Origin of the sequence: Streptomyces sp. NL15-2K (assembly GCF_030551255.1) — a bacterium.
GTDB lineage: Bacteria > Actinomycetota > Actinomycetes > Streptomycetales > Streptomycetaceae > Streptomyces.
Genome location: NZ_CP130630.1, coordinates 8771531 through 8795995, shown reverse-complemented (window position 1 = coordinate 8795995; position 24465 = coordinate 8771531). Strand labels below are relative to the sequence as shown.

Here is a 24465-nt window from a genome sequence, read left to right as displayed (position 1 = left end):
CGCCCGGGGAGCCGGCGCGTTCCGATCCGCAGCCACGGCCGCCCTACGACACCTGCGTCCGCACCTGCGACGAGATCAGCTCCAGGTGGTCCAGGTCGGAGAGGTCGAGGATCTGGAGGTAGAGCCGCTCGCAGCCGATCTCCCGGTAGCGGCCGATCTTGTCGACGACCTCGGCGGGGCTGCCGGCCAGGCCGTTGTCCTTCAGCTCCGGGACTTCACGGCCGATCGCGGCGGCGCGGCGGGCGACCTCCTGGTCGTCCTTGCCGACGCAGACGACGAGGGCGTTGGAGTAGGTGATGTCGTCCGCCTTGCGGCCGGCCTCCTCGGCGGCGGCGCGGACCCGGCCGAACTGTCGCTCGGTGTCCTCGAGCGAGCCGAACGGCATGTTGAACTCGTCGGCGTACCGCGCGGCCAGACGCGGGGTGCGGGTCGAGCCCTGGCCGCCGACGAGCACGGGGACCTTCCGCTGGGCGGGCTTGGGCAGCGCGGGCGAGTCCTTGAGGTCGTAGTAGGTGCCTTGGAAGTCGAAGGTCTCGCCGACCTCCGTCGCCCACAGGCCGGTGACGATCTCCAACTGCTCCTCGAGGCGGGCGAACTTCTCCTTCGGGAAGGGGATGCCGTACGCCGTGTGCTCCTCCTCGAACCAGCCCGTGCCCAGGCCCAGTTCGACGCGGCCGCCCGACATCTGGTCGACGTTCGCGACCTGGATGGCGAGCACGCCGGGCAGCCGGAAGGGGGCGGCGGTCATCAGCGTGCCGAGCCGTATGCGCTTGGTCTCGCGGGCGAGCCCGGCGAGGGTGATCCAGGCGTCGGTGGGGCCGGGGAGGCCGTCCACGTCGCCCATCTTGAGGTAGTGGTCAGAGCGGAAGAACGCGTCGAAACCGAGGTCTTCGGTGGCCTTGGCGACGGAGAGGAGGGTGTCGTAGGTGGCGCCCTGCTGGGGCTCGGTGAAAATGCGGAGATCCATGCCCTCCATCCTGCACGCCGGCACATCGGTCAACCGCAGCGGTCCCTCCGGGCGGGGCCGTCCCCGGCCGGGGTGAAAATACGTCAATGCCGCGCGCGGAGGTGATCTCGCCAGTGACCCGCTCCGGTGGAGATCGTTGGCTCGGGCGGAGCCGGACCGTCCGGAGCCCGCACCGGGACGGTCGTCGCCGGGGCGTCGATCGTCACCCGCGTCGGCCTCCCTGGGGGCCCTGGGCCTAGGAGGCCGTCATGTCCGAAGAAACCGTGCCGCTCCCTGTGGGGGTTGGGCAGCCCAAGGGGTTGCTGCAGCAGATGGAGGAGCTGATGGCGGCATTGAATGCGGACCTCTCCGACCTCAAGATCGAAGCGGGCTTTCCGCCCGATGAATCTCCCGGAGCCGCCGAATCAGACCGCTGACGGGCCGTCTGCCTTGGGGTTCTCGGGCCGTGACGGGCTGACGCGTCAGTCGAACTCGCAGAGCACGGCCACGAGCTGCTGCCCCTCGGGGGCACCCCGGCGCAGCAGCAGGGCGGCCGTGGAGTGCAGCTCATTCCAGGAGTGCGGGCGGCCGACGGCCGAGGCGTCCGGCACGGCCTCCAGAGCGACGGCGAGGGCCTGTGCGGCTTCCCCGGCTCCGGCGTACGCGTGTGCCAGGCATGTGCGGTACCAGGTCTTGTCCCGCCGGTACTCGTCCGGAAGGGCGTCCAGCCCGACCGTGAGGTGGTCGACGGCAGCCCGCCAGTTCTTGAGGTGCAGGGCGGCCATGCCCCGCTGGAGGGTGAACCAGGTCTCCCCGTAGAAGTACATCCAGACCGGCTCGTCCTCGGGGTGCTCGGCGGCCCGGCCGATGAGGCACTGCGCCTCGTCCAGAAGCCGTTCGGCGTCGTCACCGTCGCCGTTGAGCGTGTGGCCCCGGGCGGCCATCTGCGCGGCCATGCCCTGGACCCCGAGAGACGTGCCGGGAGCCGACCACCGGGCCGCCTCGGCCAGCCGCACGGTCCGATCACCCCGGCCACCGGACCACGCCATGTGCGCCTTCATGCTCAGGGCGGTGGCGGCCATGTTGGCGTCTCCGGCCTCCAGGGCCCATTCGTGGCTGCGGTCGTACCAGGCGAGTGCGGCGGCCGTCTGTCCCTGGTCCTGCGCCATCCAAGCGAGGAACTGTGCGTGCTCGGAGGCCAGCCGAACCACCCGGTCGGCCAGCGGTCCCCGGGCCGATGCATACAGGTCGACCACCGTGCGGAGCTGCTGCCGCATCACGTCCACCAGGGGGCGCGAGCCGATCTCGTCCTCGGCCCGGCGGTGCTCGGCCAGCAGCCGGTCAAGCCAGTCCAGGGTGGGGGCGTCGACCCGGAGTCCCGACTCGACCACGCTCGTCACCCGGGTCAGCAGGTCGTCATCGGGCCCGTGGCCGGGCAGAGCCAGTCCGGCGACCGGCGCGGCCGGAGCCTCGGCGCGCACCCGCACGAGATCCGTCGGGATGTCCAGCCCGGTCACGATGCGCTGCCGCACCTCCGTGGAGGTCACCCGGCGGTGACCGCGTTCGATGGCGGACACGTCCGGCTGCACCAGGCCAACACGCTCACCGAGGCGGGTCTGACTGAGGCCGGTGAGCTTCCGGTACGTGCGCAGGACCGCGCCCCAGTCCTCGGCGGCGACGGCGGCGATGAGCTGTGGGTGAGACCAGAGGTCGGGCGTCAATTCCCCCATGAATTCAACGATATAGGGCCGGGCTATAGGGCGGCCCAATTGTAACGGCTGGGACGCCAGCACCAGGGTTGACGTGCAGAGACCCCGGCGGCCCCGGGCAGGGCCCCCGGGGCGTGGCCGACGCTTCGAGGGAGCGACGACATGACGCAACGTACAGCCCACCCGGCGGACGTGGCAGAGGTCCCGCCGGACAGCGAGGGAACCATGAGCACGTACGAGCCGGAGCCCGGCGACCTGGTGTACGACGACGCAACGCGCAAGGTCGGTCAGGTGATGGGGCATGAGGGCCCGTACTGGCAACTGAGGCCGGTCGGCGGCGGGCGGGAATGGGATGCGCACGGCCCTCTTCGGCCCGCTACGGCGGCGGAGAGGCTGTCGGCGGGTGTGGCTCTGGCCAACGCCCGGAGCCGAGGGGAGGCGCCGTGAACGCGCCTGCTGTGGACACGTCGGCCATGTCCGCCGAGTGCGCGGTCGCCCAGCAGCCCGGGTACGAGGATCTGCACGACCAGTGTCGCCAGACCAAGGACGTGCCCTTGCCCCACGGCAGTGGCCTGTTGCTCGCGCGCCGGTGCGGGTGCCCCTGTCACCGAGAGCGCCCCGAGTAGCAGCCCCCAACAGCACGCAGCCCGGCTGGTGATGCTGCCCGGCCGGCCTCCGCCGTATCCGGCTGGTCCTCAACCCCATTGCGGGCTGGCTGAGTTGGCGGGAACTCCGCGTGATCCGGCACTCTTCCGTTGTCGGTGGTGGCTGCCACAATTCCGTACATGAGTGATGAGCTGCCGTCGCCGGACATGTCCCGCGCCCTCGACACCCCGGAGAACGCCCCCCTGGTGAGTGAGTGGCTGCTCGGGACAAGCGCTGTACTCGCGTATCACCTCGGGAAGACCGACACGGCGCGGATGATCGCCGATGTGACGTCGGCTGAGGTCAGGCTCTGGAACACCGAGTACGACCACGAGGGCTACCGGATCGTGCTTGTGGTGGAGCCGGGCCTGTACCCGACGTACGACGAAGAGGCGCTGGAAGGCATCGCCGTGGTGATGCGGGACGTGATGTGGGGGTCGAGCAAGTCAGTTGATGAGCTTGTCGCCCGGCCGTCGATCCCGCGCCTCGGCCCGGACTGGCGCAGGCAGATTCAGACCGCCGACGGGCCCAAGCCAAGCAACCAGGGGCGCAAGGTGCAGCTCGAACCGGGCCACCCGGTTGAGGATCAGCTCCGCTTCACCAACGAGTGGGAGCTGGACGTGTACCGGGTGCTCAGGGAGCGGCAGGAGTCCCTGCCGGACGACGAGACGATCGGGATCGTGCCTCTGGGTGGTATGCGGGTGAGGGGCTGGACCTTTGAGCCCGACCTGCTGATCACGTATCGCGGCTACGCCGGGGTGATCGAGATCGACGGGCCTCACCACAAAGGCCACGCCGGGCGGGACCACAGCCGAAGCCGTCTGCTCCTGAACGCAGGGGTGAGGTACGTCGACCGCCTGAACGTCGAGGAAGTCAACAGCCGGGCCGAGGTCGAGAAGTTCGTGGACAGCTTCCTGACCCGGCTCACGCGGTAGACAGACAGGGAGCCCGGCCGGTGAAGCTGCCCGGCCGGGCACCGTCGTGCGCGTGTGGGGGTCAGCGGGTCCAATCGATCTGCACCGACGCGGGGTCGACGCCCCCCCCCGGCAGGACCCCGAGCGGGCGGCCCCGCCGCCCAGGCCGCAGGGTGACTGAGCTTCCGGGGTTATTAGCTGGGCGGCGTGGGGGCTGGGGAGTGGGGGCTTGGCGGGGGTGGGTCGCGCGGCCCGGCGCTAGACTGCCCGCAGCCGTGCCGGCGTGCGGCCACCCCGCGGCTACGCCGGCAGCGCCTCGTCCCGGTCCGCCAGCTTCCTGAGCATCTCCCGCACCCGATCCCTCGATTCGTCCGCCGCGTCGATCGCCTCCATGCACTGCCAGTACGTGCCCTCGTCGTCCGCGGCGCTCGCGATGCCGACGAGGGCGATGCCGACCTCGCCGAGGAGGCCGCCGAGGTACGTCAGGGCCTGGCGGGCGTCGCCCAGTTCGGTGAGCCGGGCGGCGCGCAGGGCCTCGGCGTCGATGTCCGGCCGGTCCAGGACACCGCAGCCTCTGCCCGCCAGTTCGGTCAACCCCAGCGCCTCGCCGCGCAGTTCCGGCGGGCCGGAGACCGCGAGGCGGCTGCCGATCGCCTGGGCCAGGGCCTGCGCCTGCCACACCTCCGCCATGACGTCCGGCGTGTCCGCGCTTCCCGCCAGGGCTCGCCTGTTCGCCACGATGAGCCGCACCGCGTCCATGGGGTGCCCCCGTCTGTCCCGACGTCCATCCACCTACTGGTCCACTACCCAGAGTGAGAGGCCTTGAGACAAAAGGACAGAGGAAGACGGAAATCTGCGGACAAGTAATCGGTTTCAGGTGGCAATCCGATTACTGACAGTAATAGCGGAAGTTGCTGCTCTACGGTGCCGGAAACCTCCTCTCGTTCCGGTCGATCTTCGCGTCCAGCACCGCCAGCGGGTCGATGCCGAGCACCTCGCACAGCTGAAGCAGATACGCGAGCACGTCGGCGACCTCGTCCGTGACGCGGTGCGCGGTGTCGGGGTCGTCCATCACGCGGGCCGACTCCTCCGGCGTCAACCACTGGAAGATCTCGACGAGTTCGGAGGCCTCCACGCTCAGCGCGGCGACGAGGTTCTTGGGGGTGTGGTAAGGCTGCCAGTTGCGCGCGGCCGCGAACTCGGCCAGCCTGCGCTGCAGTTTCGCCACGTCGAGAGGTTCTGTCACGGCTTCAGCGGATTCTTGCGAGGAACCCCCGGGGCTTCAGCCCCGGGAGGAATCGCATCCTAGCGGCCGCGGCGCGGCATCACTGCGGTTGACTGGCCGAGGAGCGGCCGGGTGCCGAGCCTTCGGTTCCGGGTTGAGCGGTGCGGGAGTATCCCGAAATGTGACGGGATTCGCTCGATGGGATGAACGGCTACGAACGTGTGGGGGTGTCTCGCACTGGCGTGTACGGTCGGGATCATGAAGCTGGTCGTGCAGGTGAAGCTCTTGCCGACGCCCGTACAGGCGGCGGCACTTGAGGCGACCCTACGCGCCTGCAACGAGGCGGCGACCTGGGCCAGTCAGGTCGCCTTCGAGGAGGATGCGAAGAGCAACTTCGCGCTGCGCAGGCTCACCTACGCCGAGGTGAAAGCGCGGTGGGGTCTGGGCGCGCAGGCGGCCCAGCACGTGATCAAGAGGACGTGCGACGCGTACGCGACGCTGAAGGCGAACCTGAAGGTCGGCAACCTTGGGAAACCCGGCTCGAAGCGGTACCGCAGGGCTACGGAGAAGCCGGTCGTCTTCCGGCCTGAGGGAGCGCAGCCGTATGACGACCGGATGCTGTCCTGGCAGATCGCCGAGCGGCGGGTCTCGATCTGGACGACGGCCGGGCGGATCAAGGACGTGGCGTTCACCGCGTCCCCGGAGCAGCTGGCCACCCTGGCCCTGTACCGGAAGGGCGAGTCCGATCTGGTGTGCCGGGACGGCATGTGGTTTCTCAATGCCACCTGTGAGGTGCCCGAGGCGCCGCTGAACACCGATCCGGTGGACTTCCTCGGCATCCACCTGGGCATCGTGAACATCGCCACCACGTCCGACGGCGAGATCATGGCCGGGCGCGAGCTCAACCGCGGCCGGGTCCGTGAACGACATCTGCGCAGCAAGCTGCAGAAGAAGAACACCCCGTCCGCCAAGCGCCGCCTGAAGAAGCGCAGGCGCAAGGAGGCGCGACGGGCCAAGGACATCAACCACAAGATCGCGAAACGTGTGGTGGCCGAGGCAGAACGCACCGGTCGCGGTATTGCCCTGGAGGATCTGACGGGCATCCGCGAGCGGGTACGGCTTCGCAAGCCTGGGGGTACCTCCCACGCCCTTAAGGCAGTGGGGGAGGGCCGCCCACTCCAGCTGGTCGTTCGCCCAGCTGGGGGCGTTCATCGCGTACAAGGCCCGCCGCGCGGGGGTGCCGGTGGTGTACGTCGATCCGGCATACACCTCCCGCACCTGCGCCGAGTGCGGGCACATCGACAAGGCGAACCGGGTCTCTCAGGCCTGGTTCGCGTGCCGGTCCTGCGGATTCGTTGATCACGCGGACCGGAACGGCTCCCGCAACATCCAGGCCCGTGCCTGGGAGTTGTGGCGACGCGGGGCCCAGTCAACGGCCCCCGTCCCACCACCGGAGCACACGCGCCGGGGTGGGGCTGGACGCAAACGCAGCACCACACCCAGTGATGCCCGTTGTGCAAGCCCGTCACTTTAGTGACGGATAGTTGACGTGTACCACCGTGATCCCGTCCGTCCCGGCGACCCACGACGCGTCGCTCACCGCGCCGACCAGGCGGATGTGACCGCGCTCGCACATCCGGGCCGCGAGCCGCAGCAACTCGCCGCGCTGCCCGGGGTCCAGTCCCCGGTCGAGGCCGTCGGCGAGCACGGTGAGCGTCTGGAGGGCGGCGGGGACCTCGCCGGCCGGGTCGAGCTCCAGCACGCCGGGCCCGGTGAGCAGCACCAGCGCGAGCGCGACGTATCTCAACTCCCCGTCGCCCAGCCGACCGAGCTCCGTCCGGATCCCGTCGCCCCGGTCGAGCACCGCCCGCACCGTCCCGTCGGCCAGCGGCTCGGCGAGCACGTCCGCGACGGGGCCGGCGCAGCCGGCGCGCACCGCGGCGACGAGCCGCGCGTGCCGCTGCCCGCATTCCGCGCGGGTGCGCCGCAGCACTTCGGCGAGGTTGTCGCAGCCGCCGAGCAGCCGCCCGGATCCGGTCGGCACGGGGGCGCGCATCCGGTCCGGCGCGGGATCGCAGGCGAAGACCGAGCGCAGGGCGACCACCATCTGTTCGGCGGCGGCGAGCACCCGGCGCTGCCCGTCCGTCTTGCCTGCCACGCGCAGCGGGAGCAGCGCGGTGCCGAGCCGGTCGTCGGGCAGCGGGGCGCGGGTGACCGACGCCTGTCCCGCCGTGTGCCAGGCGGCCTGCACCTGGCGGCGGCTCGGGTCGCGCAGAGCGGTCTCCAGCAGGACGAGCCCGTCCGCCGCCAGCCGTTCCCCCACGATGCGCAGGTCGGGCTCGGCCTGTACGGCGACGTCGAGGCGGACCGGGCCCTCGGGGCCGTCGGCCGTGCAGCCGATGCGGAAGCCGCGGCGGCGCTGTGCGTCGGGCCGGGCCCGTTCGGGCACGCAGGCGACCGGGTCGGGGAACACCTCGGCGAGGCCGTCCCCGCCACCGAGCCGCGCGAGTGCCTCGTAGGCCCGCAGCGCGCTGGTCTTGCCGCAGCCGCTGGGCCCGGCGAACAGGGTGAGCGGTCCGAGCGGGAAACTGGCGCGGCGGTGGCCGGCGAAGGCGGACAGCCGCAGTTCGGTCACGCGCGGCCGGTCCGGACGGTCCTCGTCGTCTCCGGGTCGTGCCGGGGACGGGCGGGGGGACGCTGGGGACGTGAGGGAGGCGATCATGTCCGGACCGTAGGACTGCGCAGGTCAGGCGAACCGTTCCACCCCCGAGGGGTTCCTACGATCGAGCGACGCCGTCCCGGCGGGCCTGTCACTTCACGCACCTCACGCTCCGGGAATCCCCGCCCCCTCCATCAGCCCGGTCACCTCGGTTCCGGCCGGGGTGAGAAGGAACACGTTGCGGTCGACTCGGTGCATCCCGCTCGCCAGGCCGAAGACGACACCCGTGCTGAAGTCCAGGACCCGCTTGGCGACCTCGGTTTCCGCGCTGGTCAGGTCGAGCAGTACGGGGACGCCCGCCATCAGCGTCTCGGCGACCTCGCGGGCGTCCGCGAACACATTGACGCGCAGTACGACGAAGCGGCGCCGGGCCTCGGTCTCGGCCTCCGGTATGGACCGGTGGTCGACCGCGGACGGCCAGGCGTCCCGGCCCCGCAGCGGCACGACCTGGGCGAGCCCCTCCCACTGTTCGTCGGTGACATCGTGGCTGTTCACCGGCATGCTCCATCCTTGGCTCGCACTGCTGTCTGCATCGGGCAATTCTTACGCATGGTCACCCGTTCGGCCTATCAGCGACACGCTCCGCGATCGCGATGCACCTCACATCGGCCCCGCATCGCCGTTGCAGCGCCCCCAATACGCCCAGCGCACGGGCCCTCACACCCGTCACGCGACGGTTGTGCAGCGGGCGTAACCCCTGATGATCAAGCCGTGTCACACAGGCGTAACGGGCAATTCGTACCGTCGACGGCATGACGACGAGCCCCCGGACGCAGCCGACGAGGCCGCAGCAGACGACGCAGCAGGTGCGCACGGTCTGCTCGTACTGCGGTGTGGGCTGCGGCATGGTGCTCGACGTCGGGATGGGGCCGGACGGGCGGCGTACGGTCCTGAAGGCGTCCGGCGACAAGGCGCACCCGGCGAACGCGGGCCGGCTGTGCACCAAGGGCGCGACCACGGCGGACATGCTCGCCGCGCCCGGGCGGCTGACCAGCGCGCTGGTGCGGGACGACCGGGGCGAGGAGCCGGTGCCCACACCCGCGGCCGACGCGATCGCCGATACCGCGCGGCGGCTGCGCACGATCATCGACGAGCACGGGCCGGACGCGGTCGCCTTCTACGTCTCCGGGCAGATGAGCCTGGAGGCGCAGTACCTGGCGAACAAGCTGGCCAAGGGGTTCGTGCGGACCAACCAGATCGAGTCGAACTCGCGCCTGTGCATGGCCAGCGCGGGCGCCGGTTACAAGTCGTCGCTCGGCGCCGACGGGCCGCCGGGGTCGTACGAGGACTTCGACCGGGCGGACGCCTTCCTCGTCATCGGGTCGAACATGGCCGACTGCCATCCGATCCTGTACCTGCGGATGACGGAGCGGGTGAAGGCGGGCGCGAAGCTGATCGTCGTCGATCCGCGCCGCACCGCGACCGCCGCAAAGGCCGATCTGTTCCTCCAGGTCAAGCCGGGTACGGACCTCGCCCTCCTCAACGGTCTGCTGCACCTGCTGGTCGAGAACGGGCACACCGACCCCGACTTCATCGCCGCGCACACCGAGGGCTGGGAGGCGATGGGGGAGTTCCTCGCCGACTACGCGCCGGACGCCGTCGCGGAGATCACCGGGCTCGCCGCGGACGACATCCGGGAGGCGGCGCGGCTGATCGGCGAGGCCGGCGAGTGGATGAGCTGCTGGACCATGGGCCTCAACCAGTCCACGCACGGCACCTGGAACACCAACGCCCTGGTCAACCTGCATCTCGCCACGGGCGCCATCTGCCGTCCGGGCAGCGGGCCCTTCTCCCTCACCGGCCAGCCGAACGCGATGGGCGGCCGTGAGATGGGCTACATGGGCCCGGGGCTGCCCGGGCAGCGCTCGGTGCTCGTCGACGAGGAGCGGGCGTTCGCCGAGGACGTGTGGGAGCTGCCGCCGGGGACCCTGCGGAAGGACGGTGTCGGCAAGGGCACCGTCGAGATGTTCCAGAAGATGGCCGACGGGGAGATCAAGGCCTGCTGGATCATCTGCACCAACCCGGTCGCCTCGGTCGCCAACCGCCGTACCGTGATCGAGGGCCTGGAGGCCGCCGAGTTCGTCGTCACGCAGGACGTCTTCGGCGAGACCGAGACCAACGCGTACGCCGATGTCGTCCTGCCCGGCGCGATGTGGACCGAGGCGGAGGGCGTCTTCGTCAACAGCGAGCGCAACCTGACGCTGACCGGGGCCGTGTCCGACCCGCCCGGGGAGGCGATGGCGGACTGGCGGATCATCGCGGCCGTCGCGCGGGAGATGGGGTACGAGAAGGGGTTCTCCTACGACAGTGCCGAGCAGGTCTTCGAGGAGATCCGGCGTTTCTGGAACCCGGGCACGGAGTGGGACCTGCGCGGGGTGACGTACGAGCGGCTGCGCTCGACGCCCGTGCAGTGGCCGGCCGCGTCTCAGGACGGGCCGGAGCGCAATCCGATCCGGTACGTGGGCGGCGGCGAACTCCGGTTCCCGACGGCGAGCGGGCGGGCCGTCTTCCACCCGCGGCCGCACCTGCCGGCCGCGGAGATGCCGGACGACGACTTCCCCTTCGTGCTGAACACCGGGCGGGTGCAGCACCAGTGGCACACGCTGACGAAGACGGGGAAGGTGGCCAAGCTCAACAAGCTGAACTCCGGGCCGTTCGTGGAGGTGCATCCCGAGGACGCGCGGGAGTTGGGGATCGCCGACGGTGACCGGGTGGAGGTCGCCTCGCGGCGGGGGCGGGCCGTGCTGCCGGCGGTGGTCACCGACCGCGTGCGGCCGGGGGCCTGCTTCGCGCCGTTCCACTGGAACGACCTCTTCGGGGAGTACCTGAGCGTCAACGCGGTGACGAGCGACGCGGTGGATCCGGTGTCCTTCCAGCCGGAGTTCAAGGTGTGCGCGGTGTCGCTGACGAGGGTCGCGGAGCCTGCGCCCGCGCCCGTGGAGGTGATCGTCCCGACCGCCGTCACGCCGAGCGCGAACCCCTTCGGGCTCGATCCGGCCCCGCCGCCCGTCCTGACGGCTCAGGAGCGCCTCTACCTCACCGGCTTCCTCGCCGGCATCGACTCCGGCGCCCCCGGTGTCCCCGTGCTGCCGCCGGACGCGCCCTTCAGCCCCGAGCACGCGATGTGGGTGAACGGCGTCCTCGCCGGGATGTACTCACGGACGACGCCACCGGCCACCGACCAGGGACAGCGCGGCCGTGAGGTCGTCGTCCTGTGGGCCTCGCAGACCGGCAACGCCGAGGAGTTCGCCGGTGCCGTCGCCGACCGGCTGTCCGCCGGCGGACACCGGGCGAGGGTCGTCGGCATGGACGACACCGACCCGGGCACGCTGCCCACCGGCGCCGATCTGCTGCTGATCACCAGCACCTTCGGGGACGGCGACGCGCCCGACAACGGCACCGGCTTCTGGGATGCGCTCGCCGGGCAACAGGCCCCGCGCCTGGACGGCGTACGCTACGCCGTGCTCGCCTTCGGCGACTCCTCGTACGACGACTTCTGCGGGCACGGGCGCCGGCTCGACGCGCGGCTGGACGAGCTGGGTGCGGTGCGGCTCGCGCCGCGCACGGACTGCGAGCCCGACTACGAGACGGAGGCCGGGGCCTGGCTGGACCAGGTGCTGACAGCGCTGGGCACCAGGACGCAGGCCGCCGCGAGCACCACGACGGAGCCCGCTCCAGCACCCGCCCGGTCCGCCGGGCCCGCCCCCACCACCGCCCGACTCGTCGGCAACCGGCTGCTCAGCGGGCCCGGCGCGGGCAAGGAGGTCAGGCGGTTCACCTTCGACACGAGCGGGTCCTCCCTGACGTACGAGGCGGGGGACGCGCTCGGGGTGCGGCCGGTCAACTCGCCCGCGCTGGTGGAGGAGTGGCTGGCGGCGACCGGGGCCGACGGATCGGCCTCCGTGTCGCTGGAGGGAGTCGGCGAGGTCCCGTTCGCCGAGGCCCTGCACCGGCATCTGGACATCACCCGGATCACCCCGGGCCTCCTGCGTTTCGTCGCCGAACGCGTCCGCGACGACCGGGAGTTGCGCAGGCTGCTGCGCCCCGACAACAAGGACGGGCTCGCGAAGTGGAGTTGGGGTCGGCAGGCGGTGGACGTGCTCGCGGAGCACCCGGTGCGGGCGGACGCGCAGGACTGGGCGGACGTCCTCAAGAAGCTCCAGCCGCGCCTGTACTCCATATCCTCCAGCCCGCTCGTCGACCCGCACCTCGTCTCGCTGACGGTGTCCGTGGTGCGCTACGAGAACCTGCACGGCCGGCCGCGCGGCGGGGTCTGCTCGCCCTTCCTCGCCGACGCCGAGCCGGACCGTGAGGTGCCGGTGTTCGTGCAGCGCTCCCCGCACTTCCGGCCGCCCGCCGACCCCTCGACGCCGATGGTGATGGTCGGTCCCGGTACGGGCGTCGCGCCCTTCGTCGGCTTCCTCCAGGAGCGGCTCGCGCTCGGTCACCGGGCGCCCAACTGGCTGTTCTTCGGCGAGCAGCACCGCGCCACCGACTTCTACTACGAGGACGAGCTGACCGCGCTGCTCGACGAGGGCGCCCTGAGCCGCCTCGACACCGCGTTCTCCCGGGACCAGCGCAACAAGGTGTACGTGCAGGACCGGATGCTGGAGCACGGCCCCGAGCTGTGGCGCTGGCTCCAGGACGGCGCGCACTTCTACGTCTGCGGCGACGCCTCCCGCATGGCCAAGGACGTGGACCGGGCGCTGCGGGACATCGCGGTGGCGCACGGCGGTCTGGCGGAGGCCGAGGCGTCGGCGTGGGTGAAGCAGCTGGCGGCGGCCAAGCGGTACGTACGGGACGTCTACTGACAGCTGCCGCGCCTCGGAGCAAACCGGGTCTTCATACCGCCCTCACACCGGACTCTTCACCTCCGTCGGCGGCGCGCTCACCGGGCACGATTACCGTCCGGTGCCGTGCTCCTGACAGATACCCGGCTGTCGGCTCCCGTCCGGCGGACGCAGCCGGCGGTGTCCGCCGCCCCGGAACCCCCCGCGCAGTGGCATCGCGTGCTGACCCTGCTGGCCGACATCAGTCTCTTCATCGGGACGCGATCGGTCTGGGCGCAGGCGGCGAGCCATCGGCTCGTCGTGGCCGCGGTGATCTCCGTGTGCTACGCCTCGGTCCTGGTGTGCGGGGTGCTGGCCCTGGTGGTACGCCGACCGCGGTCGCTGGCGCGCGTGGACCTGTGCGTGCTCGTCACCGCGGTGACGCTCGTCCTGTGTACGTGGGTCATGAACCACAACGGCTCCGACGAGGCGGACCTCACCGCCCAGGCCGCCCGGGCGCTGGTCGCCGGGCACCCCGTCTACGGGCAGCCGTGGCCCTGGCTCTTCGGTCACACCGTCGCGCGCACCCCGACGGTGACCGGCGGCTACGACTACACGTACGGCTATCCCCCGCTGGCCCCGCTGCTGACCGCGCCCCTGCTGTGGCTCGGGCACGGCGGCATGGCGGCGACGGCGCTGAGCACGGGCGCGCTGATCGTCGGCGCGGTGGTGCTGTGGCGGCTGCTGCCCGGGCCGTGGCGGCCGGCGGCGACGATGGTGTGCCTCGGCTTCGGGATGCTGGCCTCGTACGGCCGGCTCGGCTATCCGGCGATCCTGGCCCTGGCCCTGCTGGTGCCGGTGGTGGTGCGCTGGCCGCGGATCGGGCGGGGCGGGCGGCTCGGCCCGGCCGGGGTGGCGCAGGCGGCCTGTCTGGGCGCGGCGTGCGCGGCGCAGCAACTGCCCTGGTTCCTGGCGCCGTTCCTGCTGGCCGGGATCTACGCCGTGCGGCGCGGGGAGCTAGGGCCTGTGTCGGAAGTGGCGTCGTCCGCCCGAAGGGCGGGCCGGGCGGCGTCTGGTGCGTGCTCTCGGCGTGCCGGGCGGAAGCCCTCGTACTGGACGTACTTGGGCTTTCGCCCGGTGCGGCGAGTGGGGGCACCTCCCACGCCCTCAAGGCAGTGGGGGAGCGTGCCAGACGCCGTCCGGCAGGCGCCACTTCCGACACAGGCCCTAGGGGCGCGGGCGGCGGGGCTGGTGGCGCTGCGGGTCGCCGGGGTCGCCGCCACCGTATGGCTGCTGATCAACACGTACTTCATCGTGAGCGAGCCTGGTGCCTGGCTCGACGGCATCGCGCTGCCGCTGACGCAGGGCGCCGTGCTGCACGGGCAGGGCCTGGTGGACGTCTCGCTGTACCTCACCGACGGCGGCGACCGGCTCGACTGGTACTCCCGCGCAAGCCTGCTGCTGCTCGGCGGCCTGCTGGCGGTGTTCGTGCTGTTCGTACGGCGACTGGGGCCCGCGGCGACCGTCCTGCCGTGGCTCGCCTTCTATCTGGCGACCCGTTCGCAGGACGGCTACTACCTGATGATGACCCCGCTGTGGCTGGCGGCGGCGGTCACCGCGCCGCTGCCGGAGTTCGCGGGCGCGTGGCAGCCGCGCCCGCGCCTGCTGTCCGGGCCGCACCGGCGTCCGGCGCGGATCGCGGCGGTCGTGCTGCTGCTCTCCCCCGCCGTGGCGAGCGCCGCGCTGGCGGCGACGGGGACGCCGCCGCTGCACATGGCCGTCGCCTCGGTGGGGCGGGCGGCGCCGACCGCCGTCTCCCGGCTGACCCTCCGGGTCACCAACACCGGCGACAGCGCCCTCGTGCCCCACTTCACGCTCACGAGGGGCCAGGGCATGGACGCGTACTGGTCGGTCGTACGGGGCCCGGCCGCCCTGCCCGCGCACGCGACGGCGACGTACGAAATCCGGCCGTTCACCGGGACGTTCACGCTTCCGCGCCGAGGGGTGCGGGTCCGGCTGCGCGCCTTCACGCCCTCGCCGCAGACGCTGTCGAGCACCTACATCAGGCTGCTGCCGTCCGCGTGAAGCGGAGCGTGGCGGTGACCGTGGTCAGGCCGCGGATCATGCCGAGCTGGTTCCAGCCCATGCCGAACTGCTCGCGGTCCACGCTGAATTCCACGTCCAGGGTGAGTGCGTCGGCGCTCGCGTCACGGAGGGCCGCGGTGAAGGACAGGGGACGGCTGACGCCCCGCGCGGTCAGCTGACCGACGACGTGCACCGCGTCGCTCCCGCGGAGTTCGGCGCTGCGGACCGCGAACGTGATCTCGGGGTGGTTGTCGGCGTCGAAGAAGTCGGCGCCCCGCAGGTGCGTGTCGCGCTTGGCGTTCTTGGTGTCCAGGGAGGCGACATCCAGGGAGATGGTGCCGACGGCCGAACCGTCGGGCCGCACCTCGCCCTGTCCGGCGAAGGTGGCGAAGGTGCCCTTCACCGTGACCAGGTTCCACATCGTCTTGTGCCGCAGGGCGACGGTGGAGGCGGTGCGGTCGAGCTGCCAGGTCCCGGTTTCCACGGCGACGGTCATGATATGCCCCTTGTTCCCAGTGGTTCAAATTTGGATGACGCTCACCGTAGCGGGTTATCCAAATATGAACAACCCCTTCGCAGGCCCCTCGTCCAAAATTGGATAACAGGTACACTCGGACCATGGCCGAACCCGACGAGCACCCCGATGACCTGCCCGAATGTCCCTCCGCGCAGGGCGCCGGACTGCTGCCTCCCGAGTTGCGGGCATGGATGGTCATGCTGGCCGCGACGGGGGCCGTCGAGCGGCGGCTGCACGCGGTCGTCAAGGAGCGGCTCGACGTCTCGCACGACGAGTTCCTGGTCCTGTGCCTGCTCGCCGAGCAGCCCGGCGGCGTCAGGATGACGCGGATCGCCGAGCAGCTGGCCCGCCCGAAGACCCGGCTCACCTATCAGATCGCCTGCCTCCAGCACGCCGGACTCGTCACCCGCCGGTCGGTCTGCGGCGACAAGCGGGGCGTCGAGGTCGCGCTCACCGACAAGGCCCGGCGCCTGCTGACGGAGGCCTCCGAGCCTCTCGCCGACACGGTCCTCAAGTCCCTCGCCGGCGCCATCGGCCCCGCCCAGTGCGAGGCGATGCGTGCGCTGATGCCGGACTTCGCGCAGGAGCAGCCCGCCGAATAGGAGCCCGTGTCGTCGGCACCGCCGAGGGGTACCCGGTCGCCCCGTGCCTCGGGCACGGCCGCCGCTGACGCCGCGCCGACCACCGTAGGAGGGCTCCATGGGCGTGCTGGACCTGCCCGATCCCGTCGCCGGGCGACCGGCCGCACCTGCGGTCGACGTGGGAGCACTGGAGGCCGAACTGGGTGAACGGGTCGACGGCGAGGTCCGCTTCGACGCCGGGAGCCGGGCCGCCTACTCCACGGACGCCTCGAACTTCCGGCAGACCCCGATCGGCGTGGTCGTCCCCCGTACGCCCGAGGCCGCCGCCGCGGCGGTGGCCGTGGCCCGTGAGCACGACGTGCCCGTGCTGTCCCGGGGCGGCGGGACGAGCCTGGCCGGGCAGTGCACCAACACCGCCGTCGTCATCGACTGGTCGAAGTACTGCGACCGGCTGGAGTCCGTGGACACCAGCGCCCGCACCTGCGTCGTGCAGCCCGGCATCGTGCTGGACGAGCTGAACCGGCGGCTCGCGCCGACCGGGCTGCGCTACGGCCCGGAGCCCGCCACCCACGCGAACTGCACCCTCGGCGGCATGATCGGCAACAACTCCTGCGGGGCCACCGCGCAGGCGCACGGCAAGGTGGTCGACAACATCGCCCGCCTGGAAGTGCTGTTGTACGACGGCACCCGCTTCTGGTGCGGGGAAACCAGCGACGAGGAGTACGCCGAGATCGAGCGGCAGGGCGACCTGCGGGCCTCCGTCTACCGGCAGTTGCGCGCCCTGCGCGACACCTACGCCGACGAGATCCGCCGCCGCTTCCCGGACATCCCGCGCCGGGTGTCCGGCTACAACCTCGACTCGCTGCTGCCGGAACACGGCTTCGACGTCGCCGGGCTGCTGGTCGGCAGCGAGTCCACGCTGGTCACCGTCCTGCGCGCGGAGCTGGAGCTGGTGCCCGTGGTGGAGGAACGCACGCTGGTGGTACTGGGGTTCCCGGACGTCGAGACGGCCGCGGACGCGGTGCCGGCGGTCCTGCCGTACGAGCCGATCGCGCTGGAGGGCGTCGACTCCAAGCTGATCCGCGACGAGCAGCTGAAGAACCTCAACCCCAAGGCGATCGCCGAACTGCCCGAAGGATGTGCCTTCCTGATGGTGGAGTTCGGTTCGGACACCATCGAGGAGGCGGAGGACCGGGCGCACCGGATGCTGGACGCCCTCGACGAGTCCGAGCACGACCCCGAAGTCGCCTTCCTCGACGACCCGGCCCACGAGGAGGAGCTGTGGCAGGTCCGCGAGGCCGGCCTCGCCGCCACCGCGCACGTCCCGCACCGGCCCGACACCTTCGAGGGCTGGGAGGACTCGGCCGTCCCGCCCGACCGGCTCGGCGACTACCTGCGACGACTGCGCGGCCTGTACGAGGAGTTCGGCTACCTCAGCGACACCGGGCCCAGCCTCTACGGCCACTTCGGGCAGGGCTGCGTGCACACCCGGATCCCCTTCGACCTGTACTCCGCCGACGGGGTCGCCGCCTACCGGCGGTTCATGGAGCGGGCGGCCGACCTGGTCGCCGAGTTCGGCGGCTCCTTCTCCGGTGAGCACGGCGACGGGCAGAGCCGGGGCGAGCTGCTGCCGCGGATGTTCGGAGAGCGACTGGTCGAGGCCTTCGGGCGGTTGAAGGCCGTGTTCGACCCGCTGGACCGGATGAACCCCGGGAAGGTCGTGGCGCCGTACCGGCTGGACGAGAACCTGCGCCTCGGCGGTGACTGGGCTCCGTACGACCCCCGCGACCTGCACTTCCGCTTCCCCGAGGACGGCGGGTCCTTCGCGGAGGCCGCCAACCGGTGCGTGGGCGTGGGGAAGTGCCGGCAGCACACCAACAAGGGCGGCGCGGTGATGTGCCCCTCGTACCAGGTGACCATGGAGGAGGAGCACTCCACACGCGGGCGGGCCCGGCTGCTGTTCGAGATGCTCGACGGGCACGGCGACAGCGCCGTCCAGGACGGCTGGCGGTCCGAGGCCGTGCGTGACGCGCTCGACCTGTGCCTGGCCTGCAAGGGGTGCAAGAAGGACTGTCCGGCCGACGTGGACATGGCCACGTACAAGGCGGAGTTCCTGTCCCATCACTACGTGGGCCGGGGGTGGCGGCGTCCCCGCGCCCACTTCTCCATGGGCTGGCTGCCCGCCCTCGCCCAGGCCGTCGGCCGCGCGCGGCTCGGCCCGGTCGTCAACGCGATGACGCACACCCCGCCGCTGTCGAAGGCCGCCGTCGCGGTCGCGGGCGTCGAGGACCGGGAGGTGCCGCTGTTCGCCGGGCAGACCCTGCGGCAGTGGTTCGCGCGCCATGAGCCGTACGGCGACGGGGCGCGCGGGACCGTCCTGCTGTGGCCGGACACCTTCACCGACCACTTCCATCCGCACATCGGGCAGTCGGCCGTACGGCTCATGGAGCACGCGGGCTGGCGGGTGGTCCTGCCCGACGAGCCGCTGTGCTGCGGGCTGACCTGGATCTCCACCGGGCAACTGACCGTCGCCGAACGCGTGTTGACCCGTACCGTGCGCCATCTCGCCGACCACGTGCGGGGAGGTGGCCTGGTCGTCGGCCTTGAGCCCAGCTGTACGGCCGTGTTCCGGTCGGACGCGAGCGAGTTGTTCCCCGGCGACCGTGACGTGCGCAGGCTGTGCGACCGGACGGTGACGCTGGCCGAACTGCTCACCGAGCACTCCCCCGGCTACGAACCCCCGCAGGTGCCGGACCGTTCCGCGCGGGCGCTGGCCCAGGTGCACTGCCACCAGCACGCGGTGCTGGACTGGACGGCCGACGAGCGGCTGCTGCACCGCGCCGGGGTCGACGTCGAGCGGCTGGAGTCCGGCTGCTGCGGACTCGCCGGGAACTTCGGCTTCGAGTGCGGGCACCTGGAGGTCAGCGAGGCGTGCGCGGAGCGCGTGCTGCTGCCGCGGCTGCGGGAAGAGGCGCCTGAGACGGTGGTGCTGGCGGACGGCTTCAGCTGCCGTACGCAGATCCACGAGTTCGACAGCGGCGGCCACGAGGCGGTGCACCTCGCGGAGCTGCTGGCCTCCGCGCTGCCCGACAGCGCCCGTTCCGACACACCCCGTTCCGGCGCGCTGGGCAGCGCGTACGGCGTCGCGCCCGGCGTCCGGCCGGCGCCTCCGGGACGCCCGGCCAAGGCACTCGCCATGGCCGGGGCGGGCCTCACGGGACTGGCCGGCCTGGCCGCGGTGGGTACGGCGGCCAGGCTGGTCCGGAACCGGCTGACGCGCTGACTCAGGCGGCCGGCACCGCGGGCTCGTCGGCCGTGGCCAGCAGGTCGATGAGCGTCTCGCGGGCGCGGGCCACCCGGGAACGGACCGTCCCGACGGGGCAGTCGCTCAGTTCGGCCGCCTCCGCGTAGGGCAGGCCCAGCAGTTGGGTGAGGACGAAGGCCTCCCGGCGTTCGTCGGGCAACGTGGCCAGCAGGTCGAGCAGCGCGACGCCGTCGTCGAAACCGGGCAGGCCCCGCGGCTGGGCGCGCTCGACCGCCAGTTGCCAGTCCGGCACGTCGCACGGGCGGGGCCGGGCGGCGGCATACCGGTAGCCGTCGATCACGGAACGGCGGGCGATGGCCAGCAGCCAGGCCCGCGCCGAGGAACGTCCCTCGAACCGGTGCAGGCTGCCGAGCGCCCGCAGGAACGTGTCCTGTGCCAGGTCGTCCACGGCCTGGGGGTCGGCGCAGAGGTGGGCGACGTAGCGCAGGACGTCACGGTGCAGTGCGCGGACGAACTGCTCGACGGCGACCGCGTCGCCGGCACGGGCGGCGAGCGCCCAGGCGGTGGCCGACGCGTCCATGGAGTCGGTAGGAGTGATCACCTGGTGTCCTTCTCGGGTCATCGGTGGCCCCGGTGAGGGGTGTTGGCCCCGGTGAGGGGGAGGATCCAGCCGTACGACGCCTGCGCGGGCGTACGACGCCTGCGCGGGCGTACGACGCCTGCGCGGGCGTACGACGCCTGCGCGGGCGTGCGGCTGAAGCCCGAGGCGCCTTACGGGCTGTGCCTCGGGCTGCCGGCTGTCGTCAGACGACAGCGGTCCCCAGGGGCGGACCCCGATGGGTGATCGCGTGGACGAGGAGGAGAAGGCGCGGCGCCCGATCCGAGCGGCGGCGGCGCACGCGCGGGCGCGGGGGTCGCGGCGGGGCGGGCAGCGCGAGCAGCGGCCGCAGAGGCGCCGCCAGCCATCCGCCCACGGCCCGCAGGATGCGGAACGCGGCCCGTTCGCCGTGGGCCAGCCACAGGCCGCACAGCAGCGCGGCCAGCAGGTGGGCGGCGAGCATGCCGGACGAGGACGTGCCGCCACCCGTGGCGTGGCTCAGGTCCAGGTCCCGCATGTGATCCATATGGCTCGCGCCCATATGGCCGGTGCCCATGGAGTCCATGGGGGCCGTGGGGGCCGTGGGGGCCGTGGAGTCCATGGCCTGCGTGCCGCCCATGTGCGTCGAGCCCATGGGTGCGGACCACACGGTCCCCGACTGGGCGACCGAGAACGCCGAGTGGAGGAGGGTCTGGGTGCCGACCACGACGGCGACGATCAGCGGCAGCCCGCGCTCACGACCGGTCAGGCACCAGCCGGCGGTGCCGGTCACGGCCAGGCCGAGGCCCAGCGCCCACGCGGGTACGTGGCTGCCGGACATCATGACGTGCCCCAGGGCGGCGAGCAGCACACAGACGGCCGCGAACACCGCGGCTCGTACCGTGCGCGAACACCACCCAGCTGTCATGGCGCCTCATCCTCGCATCGACGCGCAGCTCATCACGCCTGGGTACGGAATTCCCCTGCCCCGGACTCACTTCAGTGCGATTCACGGCTCACCTCCGAACCGCTGGAGCCGACGAGGAAGTCAAGGTCGGCGCCGGTGTCGGCCTGCAGGACGTGGTCGACGTAGAGCCGTTCCCAGCCGCGCCGGGGGCTGGCGAAGCCGGAGACGGTGGCCTCGTCGGGGGTCCTGCGGGCGAGTTCGTCGGGGGGCACGTCGAGGTCGATGCGCCGGGCCTCGACGTCGAGGCTGATGAAGTCCCCCGTCCGGGCGAGCGCGAGCGGCCCGCCGGCCGCCGCCTCCGGCGCCACGTGCAGGACGACCGTGCCGTAGGCCGTACCGCTCATACGGCCGTCACAGACCCGGACCATGTCGCGGACCCCCTGCTCAAGGAGCTTCTTCGGCAGCGGCATGTTCGCCACCTCGGGCATGCCCGGGTAACCCTTCGGGCCGCAGCCGCGCAGGACGAGGACGGAGTCGGCGTCGACGTCGAGGTCCGGGTCGTCGACGCGGGCGTGGAAGTCCTCGATCGAGTCGAAGACGACGGCCCGGCCGCGGTGGCGCAACAGGTGCCGGGAGGCGGCGGCCGGCTTGATGAGCGCCCCGTCGGGGGCGAGGTTGCCGCGCAGGACGGCGATGCCGCCCTCGGCGACGAGCGGACTCACGCGGGTGCGGATGACCTCGGAGTCCCAGATCGGGGCGTCGTCGAGGTGGTCGACCAGCGGCTTGCCGGTGACGGTCGGCGCGTGGGGGTCGAGCAGGTCGCGGACCTCGCGCAGGACGGCGAGCAGACCGCCGGCGCGGTGGAAGTCCTCCATGAGGAAACGGCCGGCCGGCTGGAGGTCCACGAGGACGGGCACACGTGAGCCGATACGGTCGAAGTCGTCCAGCGACAGGTCGATGCCGAGTCGGCCGGCGATGGCCAGCAGGTGGACGACCGCGTTGGTCGACCCGCCGACGGCGGCCAGCGCCACGATCGCGTTGTGGAAGGACGCCCTGGTCAGGAAGGTGCCCGGTCGTCGGTCGGCGGACACCATGTCCACCGCCAGCCGGCCGGAGCCATGAGCGGCCTCCAGCAGACGGCTGTCGGGCGCCGGGGTGCCGGCGACTCCCGGGACGACCATGCCCAGCGCCTCCGCCACCAGCGCCATCGTCGAGGCGGTGCCCATGGTGTTGCAGTGTCCGCGGCTGCGGATCATCGCCGACTCGGAGCGGGTGAACTGTTCCTGCGAGAGCGTGCCTGCCCGGACCTCCTCGGACAGCCGCCACACGTCGGTACCGCAGCCGAGCGGCTTGCCGCGGAAGGTCCCCGTCAGCATCGGGCCGCCGGGCACGACGACGGCGGGCAGGTCCACCGAGGCGGCGGCCATGAGCAGCGACGGGATCGTCTTGTCGCAGCCGCCGAGCAGGACTACGCCGTCGATGGGGTTGGCCCGCAGCATCTCCTCCGTGGCCATCGCCGCCATGTTGCGCCAGAGCATGGCGGTGGGCCGGACCTGCGTCTCGCCCAGCGACACCACGGGCAGGTCCAGCGGGATGCCGCCCGCCTCGTACACGCCGTTGCGGACCGAGGCGGCCACGTCGGTCAGGTGTGCGTTGCAGGGGGTCAGGTCCGAGGCGGTGTTGGCGATGGCGATCTGCGGTCGGCCGGTGAAGGCGTCCCCGGGGGCACCCCGGCGCATCCACGCCCGGTGGATGTAGGCGTTGCGGTCCTGACCCGCGTACCACTGTGCGCTGCGGAGACTCACCATGGAGCCCCTTCCAATAATCGACACGACGGTCTAAATTTTGGAACGCCATGAAGGATACGCAGGCGTTCGACGGATCAACAGCCCCCGGCGAGGACAGCGCAACGGGCGCCGACCACAGCCGACTTGTGGGGTCGGACAGGGTTCTCGCCGTCCTCAAGGAGCTCGCCCGGTATCCCGACGGCGTGGGGCTGGAAGAGCTGACCCGGGTGATCGGCAGCCCCAAGCCCACCGTGCACCGGGCACTGGGTGCCCTCCGCCGGGCAGGCCTGGCCGACCAGGACAGCCGCGGCCGCTACGTGCTCGGCGACGAGTTCCTCCGTATGGCCTTCGCCCACCACGAGGCCCGCCCGGAGCACGTCCGTATCCGCCCCGTGCTCGAGGCGCTGGCCCACCGCTTCGGTGAGACGGCGCACTACGCGGTCCTCGACGGCCGCGAGGTCGTCTACCGCGCCAAGGTCGACCCGCCCACCGGTGCCGTCCGGCTGACGTCGACGGTGGGCGGCCGCAACCCCGCCCACGCCACCGGCGTCGGAAAGCTGCTGCTCGCCCACGAGTTGGGAACCCTCGATCAGGTCGAGGCATGGATCGGCGACACGCCGCTCGTCCGCAGGACGCCGCAGACCCTGTGCACGGCCGAGGACCTGGACCGCGAGCTGCGGGCCACCCGGAAACGGGGCTACGCCCTCGACGACCAGGAGAACGAGATCGGTGTCAACTGCGTCGCCCTGCCCCTCTACGCCACCTCACCGGCGACCCCGTCCGGCGCGCTGAGCATCAGCGCCCTGACGTACCGGACGCCCCTGCGCACGCTGATCGACGCGGTCGACGAGATCCGCGCCGCCCTCGGCCCTCTGGGCACGCCGCACCGGTGACCATGTTGTACGCCCCCACGTTGTACGCCCCCGCCCACCGCCCAACCCTGGAGACCGACCCGTGTATCTCATGCGCATAGGTGCCGTCGGCGCCGAGAAGCCCGTCGCCCGCATCGACGACGAGACGTACGTCGATCTCTCCGACGTCGTCACGGACTTCGGCGAGGCGTTCTTCGGCTCGGGCGGCCTCGACCGCATCCGCCCGGTCGTGACCGAGCGGGCGGCCGCGGGCCAGGTGTCCCGCTTCGACGGGGAACGCGTCGGCGCCCCCATCGCCCGCCCGCACCAGATCCTGTGCATCGGCCTCAACTACCGCGACCACGCCGCCGAGAGCGGCATGCCCGTGCCCGACGAGCCGATCCTGTTCACCAAGTCGCCCAACACTCTCATCGGCCCCCACGACGACGTGCGCATACCGCGCGGCTCCACCAAGCCCGACTGGGAGGTGGAGCTCGGCATCGTGATCGGCCGACGCACCAGCTACCTGGACTCGGTGGACGAAGCCCGCGACGCCATCGCCGGGTACGTGGTCGTCAACGACGTCAGCGAGCGCGCCTTCCAGCTGGAACGGGGCGGACAGTGGGCCAAGGGCAAGTCCGCCGAGACCTTCAACCCCGCCGGTCCGTGGCTGGCCACCACCGACGAGATCGACGACGTCCTCGCGCTGGACATGTGGCTGGACGTCAACGGCGTCCGCCGCCAGAACGGCAACACCAAGACGATGATCTTCGACCCGTACTTCATCGTGCACTACCTCAGCCAGTTCCTCGTCCTGGAGCCCGGCGACCTCATCAACACGGGCACCCCGCCGGGCGTCGGCATGGGGCTCACCCCGCCGGTGTGGCTGCGGCCCGGTGACGTGATGGAACTGGGCATTCGGCACCTCGGTACACAGCGTCAGCATGTGCTCGGGCCGCGGTGACCAC

19 protein-coding genes and 1 pseudogene are annotated in these 24465 nt (G+C 71.8%); 10 read left to right on the top strand and 10 right to left on the bottom strand.

From position 1 onward, the window contains the following. Window positions 1-43: 43 nt before the first annotated feature. Window positions 44-967: an LLM class F420-dependent oxidoreductase gene (locus Q4V64_RS39465; RefSeq protein ID WP_124438627.1), complete on the bottom strand. Its 924-nt coding sequence runs from the start codon at window positions 965-967 to the stop codon at window positions 44-46. A 248-nt stretch (window positions 968-1215) separates the two neighbouring features. On the opposite strand from Q4V64_RS39465, the gene Q4V64_RS39460 reads away from it, so the two are divergent. Next, complete coding sequence (locus Q4V64_RS39460) at window positions 1216-1383, top strand: hypothetical protein (RefSeq protein ID WP_172629085.1); 168 nt, start codon at window positions 1216-1218, stop codon at window positions 1381-1383. 45 nt (window positions 1384-1428) lie between these two features. Here Q4V64_RS39460 and Q4V64_RS39455 read toward each other — a convergent pair whose 3' ends face one another. After that, on the bottom strand, window positions 1429-2676 hold the full coding sequence (locus Q4V64_RS39455) for a helix-turn-helix domain-containing protein (RefSeq protein ID WP_124438628.1): 1248 nt from the start codon (window positions 2674-2676) through the stop codon (window positions 1429-1431). Between the two features lie 204 nt (window positions 2677-2880). On the opposite strand from Q4V64_RS39455, the gene Q4V64_RS39450 reads away from it, so the two are divergent. Continuing rightward, entirely contained in the window at window positions 2881-3102 is a 222-nt protein-coding gene (locus Q4V64_RS39450) for a hypothetical protein (protein ID WP_124438661.1), read from the top strand. Between the two features lie 338 nt (window positions 3103-3440). Then, entirely contained in the window at window positions 3441-4235 is a 795-nt protein-coding gene (locus Q4V64_RS39445) for a hypothetical protein (RefSeq protein ID WP_124438630.1), read from the top strand. A gap of 279 nt (window positions 4236-4514) precedes the next feature. Here the strand turns inward: Q4V64_RS39445 and Q4V64_RS39440 are convergent, their stop codons facing one another. Both Q4V64_RS39440 and Q4V64_RS39435 read right to left on the bottom strand, forming a co-directional pair. After that, window positions 4515-4973, bottom strand: coding sequence for a DUF6099 family protein (locus tag Q4V64_RS39440; protein ID WP_124438631.1), 459 nt, complete (start codon window positions 4971-4973; stop codon window positions 4515-4517). A 160-nt stretch (window positions 4974-5133) separates the two neighbouring features. Beyond that, window positions 5134-5460 carry a nucleotide pyrophosphohydrolase gene (locus Q4V64_RS39435; RefSeq protein WP_124438632.1) on the bottom strand — a complete coding sequence of 109 codons (327 nt, stop codon included), beginning with the start codon at window positions 5458-5460 and terminating at the stop codon, window positions 5134-5136. 237 nt (window positions 5461-5697) lie between these two features. On the opposite strand from Q4V64_RS39435, the pseudogene Q4V64_RS39430 reads away from it, so the two are divergent. Continuing rightward, window positions 5698-6973, top strand: a pseudogene (locus Q4V64_RS39430) (transposase). Here Q4V64_RS39430 and Q4V64_RS39425 read toward each other — a convergent pair. Together Q4V64_RS39425 and Q4V64_RS39420 are read right to left on the bottom strand one after the other, a co-directional pair. Continuing rightward, entirely contained in the window at window positions 6965-8161 is a 1197-nt protein-coding gene (locus Q4V64_RS39425) for an ATP-binding protein (RefSeq protein ID WP_124438633.1), read from the bottom strand. The pseudogene Q4V64_RS39430 and the gene Q4V64_RS39425 sit on opposite strands and share 9 nt — an antisense overlap. Window positions 8162-8263: 102 nt before the next feature. Then, window positions 8264-8659 carry a cell division protein SepF gene (locus tag Q4V64_RS39420; RefSeq protein ID WP_124438634.1) on the bottom strand — a complete coding sequence of 132 codons (396 nt, stop codon included), beginning with the start codon at window positions 8657-8659 and terminating at the stop codon, window positions 8264-8266. A 251-nt stretch (window positions 8660-8910) separates the two neighbouring features. On the opposite strand from Q4V64_RS39420, the gene Q4V64_RS39415 reads away from it, so the two are divergent. Both Q4V64_RS39415 and Q4V64_RS39410 read left to right on the top strand, forming a co-directional pair. Continuing rightward, the gene (locus tag Q4V64_RS39415; RefSeq protein WP_124438635.1) at window positions 8911-12969 is read left to right on the top strand and encodes a bifunctional nitrate reductase/sulfite reductase flavoprotein subunit alpha; all 4059 of its coding nucleotides are present in this window, start codon (window positions 8911-8913) and stop codon (window positions 12967-12969) included. Window positions 12970-13128: 159 nt separating this feature from the next. Then, window positions 13129-15012: a hypothetical protein gene (locus Q4V64_RS39410; RefSeq protein WP_253266837.1), complete on the top strand. Its 1884-nt coding sequence runs from the start codon at window positions 13129-13131 to the stop codon at window positions 15010-15012. Here Q4V64_RS39410 and Q4V64_RS39405 read toward each other — a convergent pair. Beyond that, window positions 14990-15508 (bottom strand): YceI family protein, encoded by a 519-nt coding sequence (locus Q4V64_RS39405; RefSeq protein WP_124438636.1) that lies wholly within the window; start codon window positions 15506-15508, stop codon window positions 14990-14992. The genes Q4V64_RS39410 and Q4V64_RS39405 overlap by 23 nt on opposite strands. 122 nt (window positions 15509-15630) lie before the next feature. On the opposite strand from Q4V64_RS39405, the gene Q4V64_RS39400 reads away from it, so the two are divergent. Both Q4V64_RS39400 and Q4V64_RS39395 read left to right on the top strand, forming a co-directional pair. Further along, complete coding sequence (locus Q4V64_RS39400) at window positions 15631-16131, top strand: MarR family transcriptional regulator (protein ID WP_124438637.1); 501 nt, start codon at window positions 15631-15633, stop codon at window positions 16129-16131. 97 nt (window positions 16132-16228) lie between these two features. Beyond that, entirely contained in the window at window positions 16229-19393 is a 3165-nt protein-coding gene (locus tag Q4V64_RS39395; RefSeq protein ID WP_124438638.1) for an FAD-binding and (Fe-S)-binding domain-containing protein, read from the top strand. Window position 19394: 1 nt separating this feature from the next. Here Q4V64_RS39395 and Q4V64_RS39390 read toward each other — a convergent pair whose 3' ends face one another. From Q4V64_RS39390 to Q4V64_RS39380, 3 genes are all read right to left on the bottom strand, one after another. Continuing rightward, window positions 19395-19997, bottom strand: a complete 603-nt coding sequence (locus Q4V64_RS39390; RefSeq protein WP_124438639.1) for a sigma-70 family RNA polymerase sigma factor — start codon at window positions 19995-19997, stop codon at window positions 19395-19397. A 181-nt stretch (window positions 19998-20178) separates the two neighbouring features. Beyond that, complete coding sequence (locus Q4V64_RS39385; RefSeq protein ID WP_124438640.1) at window positions 20179-20880, bottom strand: hypothetical protein; 702 nt, start codon at window positions 20878-20880, stop codon at window positions 20179-20181. A gap of 71 nt (window positions 20881-20951) precedes the next feature. Further along, window positions 20952-22667 (bottom strand): dihydroxy-acid dehydratase, encoded by a 1716-nt coding sequence (locus Q4V64_RS39380; RefSeq protein ID WP_216377573.1) that lies wholly within the window; start codon window positions 22665-22667, stop codon window positions 20952-20954. 47 nt (window positions 22668-22714) lie between these two features. Here Q4V64_RS39380 and Q4V64_RS39375 point away from each other — a divergent pair, with 47 nt between their 5' ends. Both Q4V64_RS39375 and Q4V64_RS39370 read left to right on the top strand, forming a co-directional pair. Next, complete coding sequence (locus Q4V64_RS39375) at window positions 22715-23539, top strand: IclR family transcriptional regulator (RefSeq protein WP_124438641.1); 825 nt, start codon at window positions 22715-22717, stop codon at window positions 23537-23539. A 61-nt stretch (window positions 23540-23600) separates the two neighbouring features. Further along, window positions 23601-24461, top strand: coding sequence for a fumarylacetoacetate hydrolase family protein (locus tag Q4V64_RS39370; RefSeq protein WP_124438642.1), 861 nt, complete (start codon window positions 23601-23603; stop codon window positions 24459-24461). Window positions 24462-24465: the final 4 nt, after the last annotated feature.

What these genes read in the sequence shown, in the direction of transcription:
- Q4V64_RS39465 (WP_124438627.1), bottom strand. Translation starts at nt 967, where the DNA reads ATGGATCTCCGCATTTTCACCGAGCCCCAGCAGGGCGCCACCTACGAC.
- Q4V64_RS39460 (WP_172629085.1), top strand. Translation starts at nt 1,216, where the DNA reads ATGTCCGAAGAAACCGTGCCGCTCCCTGTGGGGGTTGGGCAGCCCAAG.
- Q4V64_RS39455 (WP_124438628.1), bottom strand. Translation starts at nt 2,676, where the DNA reads ATGGGGGAATTGACGCCCGACCTCTGGTCTCACCCACAGCTCATCGCC.
- Q4V64_RS39450 (WP_124438661.1), top strand. Translation starts at nt 2,881, where the DNA reads ATGAGCACGTACGAGCCGGAGCCCGGCGACCTGGTGTACGACGACGCA.
- Q4V64_RS39445 (WP_124438630.1), top strand. Translation starts at nt 3,441, where the DNA reads ATGAGTGATGAGCTGCCGTCGCCGGACATGTCCCGCGCCCTCGACACC.
- Q4V64_RS39440 (WP_124438631.1), bottom strand. Translation starts at nt 4,973, where the DNA reads ATGGACGCGGTGCGGCTCATCGTGGCGAACAGGCGAGCCCTGGCGGGA.
- Q4V64_RS39425 (WP_124438633.1), bottom strand. Translation starts at nt 8,161, where the DNA reads ATGATCGCCTCCCTCACGTCCCCAGCGTCCCCCCGCCCGTCCCCGGCA.
- Q4V64_RS39420 (WP_124438634.1), bottom strand. Translation starts at nt 8,659, where the DNA reads ATGCCGGTGAACAGCCACGATGTCACCGACGAACAGTGGGAGGGGCTC.
- Q4V64_RS39415 (WP_124438635.1), top strand. Translation starts at nt 8,911, where the DNA reads ATGACGACGAGCCCCCGGACGCAGCCGACGAGGCCGCAGCAGACGACG.
- Q4V64_RS39405 (WP_124438636.1), bottom strand. Translation starts at nt 15,508, where the DNA reads ATGACCGTCGCCGTGGAAACCGGGACCTGGCAGCTCGACCGCACCGCC.
- Q4V64_RS39400 (WP_124438637.1), top strand. Translation starts at nt 15,631, where the DNA reads ATGGCCGAACCCGACGAGCACCCCGATGACCTGCCCGAATGTCCCTCC.
- Q4V64_RS39395 (WP_124438638.1), top strand. Translation starts at nt 16,229, where the DNA reads ATGGGCGTGCTGGACCTGCCCGATCCCGTCGCCGGGCGACCGGCCGCA.
- Q4V64_RS39390 (WP_124438639.1), bottom strand. Translation starts at nt 19,997, where the DNA reads ATGACCCGAGAAGGACACCAGGTGATCACTCCTACCGACTCCATGGAC.
- Q4V64_RS39385 (WP_124438640.1), bottom strand. Translation starts at nt 20,880, where the DNA reads ATGACAGCTGGGTGGTGTTCGCGCACGGTACGAGCCGCGGTGTTCGCG.
- Q4V64_RS39380 (WP_216377573.1), bottom strand. Translation starts at nt 22,667, where the DNA reads ATGGTGAGTCTCCGCAGCGCACAGTGGTACGCGGGTCAGGACCGCAAC.
- Q4V64_RS39375 (WP_124438641.1), top strand. Translation starts at nt 22,715, where the DNA reads ATGAAGGATACGCAGGCGTTCGACGGATCAACAGCCCCCGGCGAGGAC.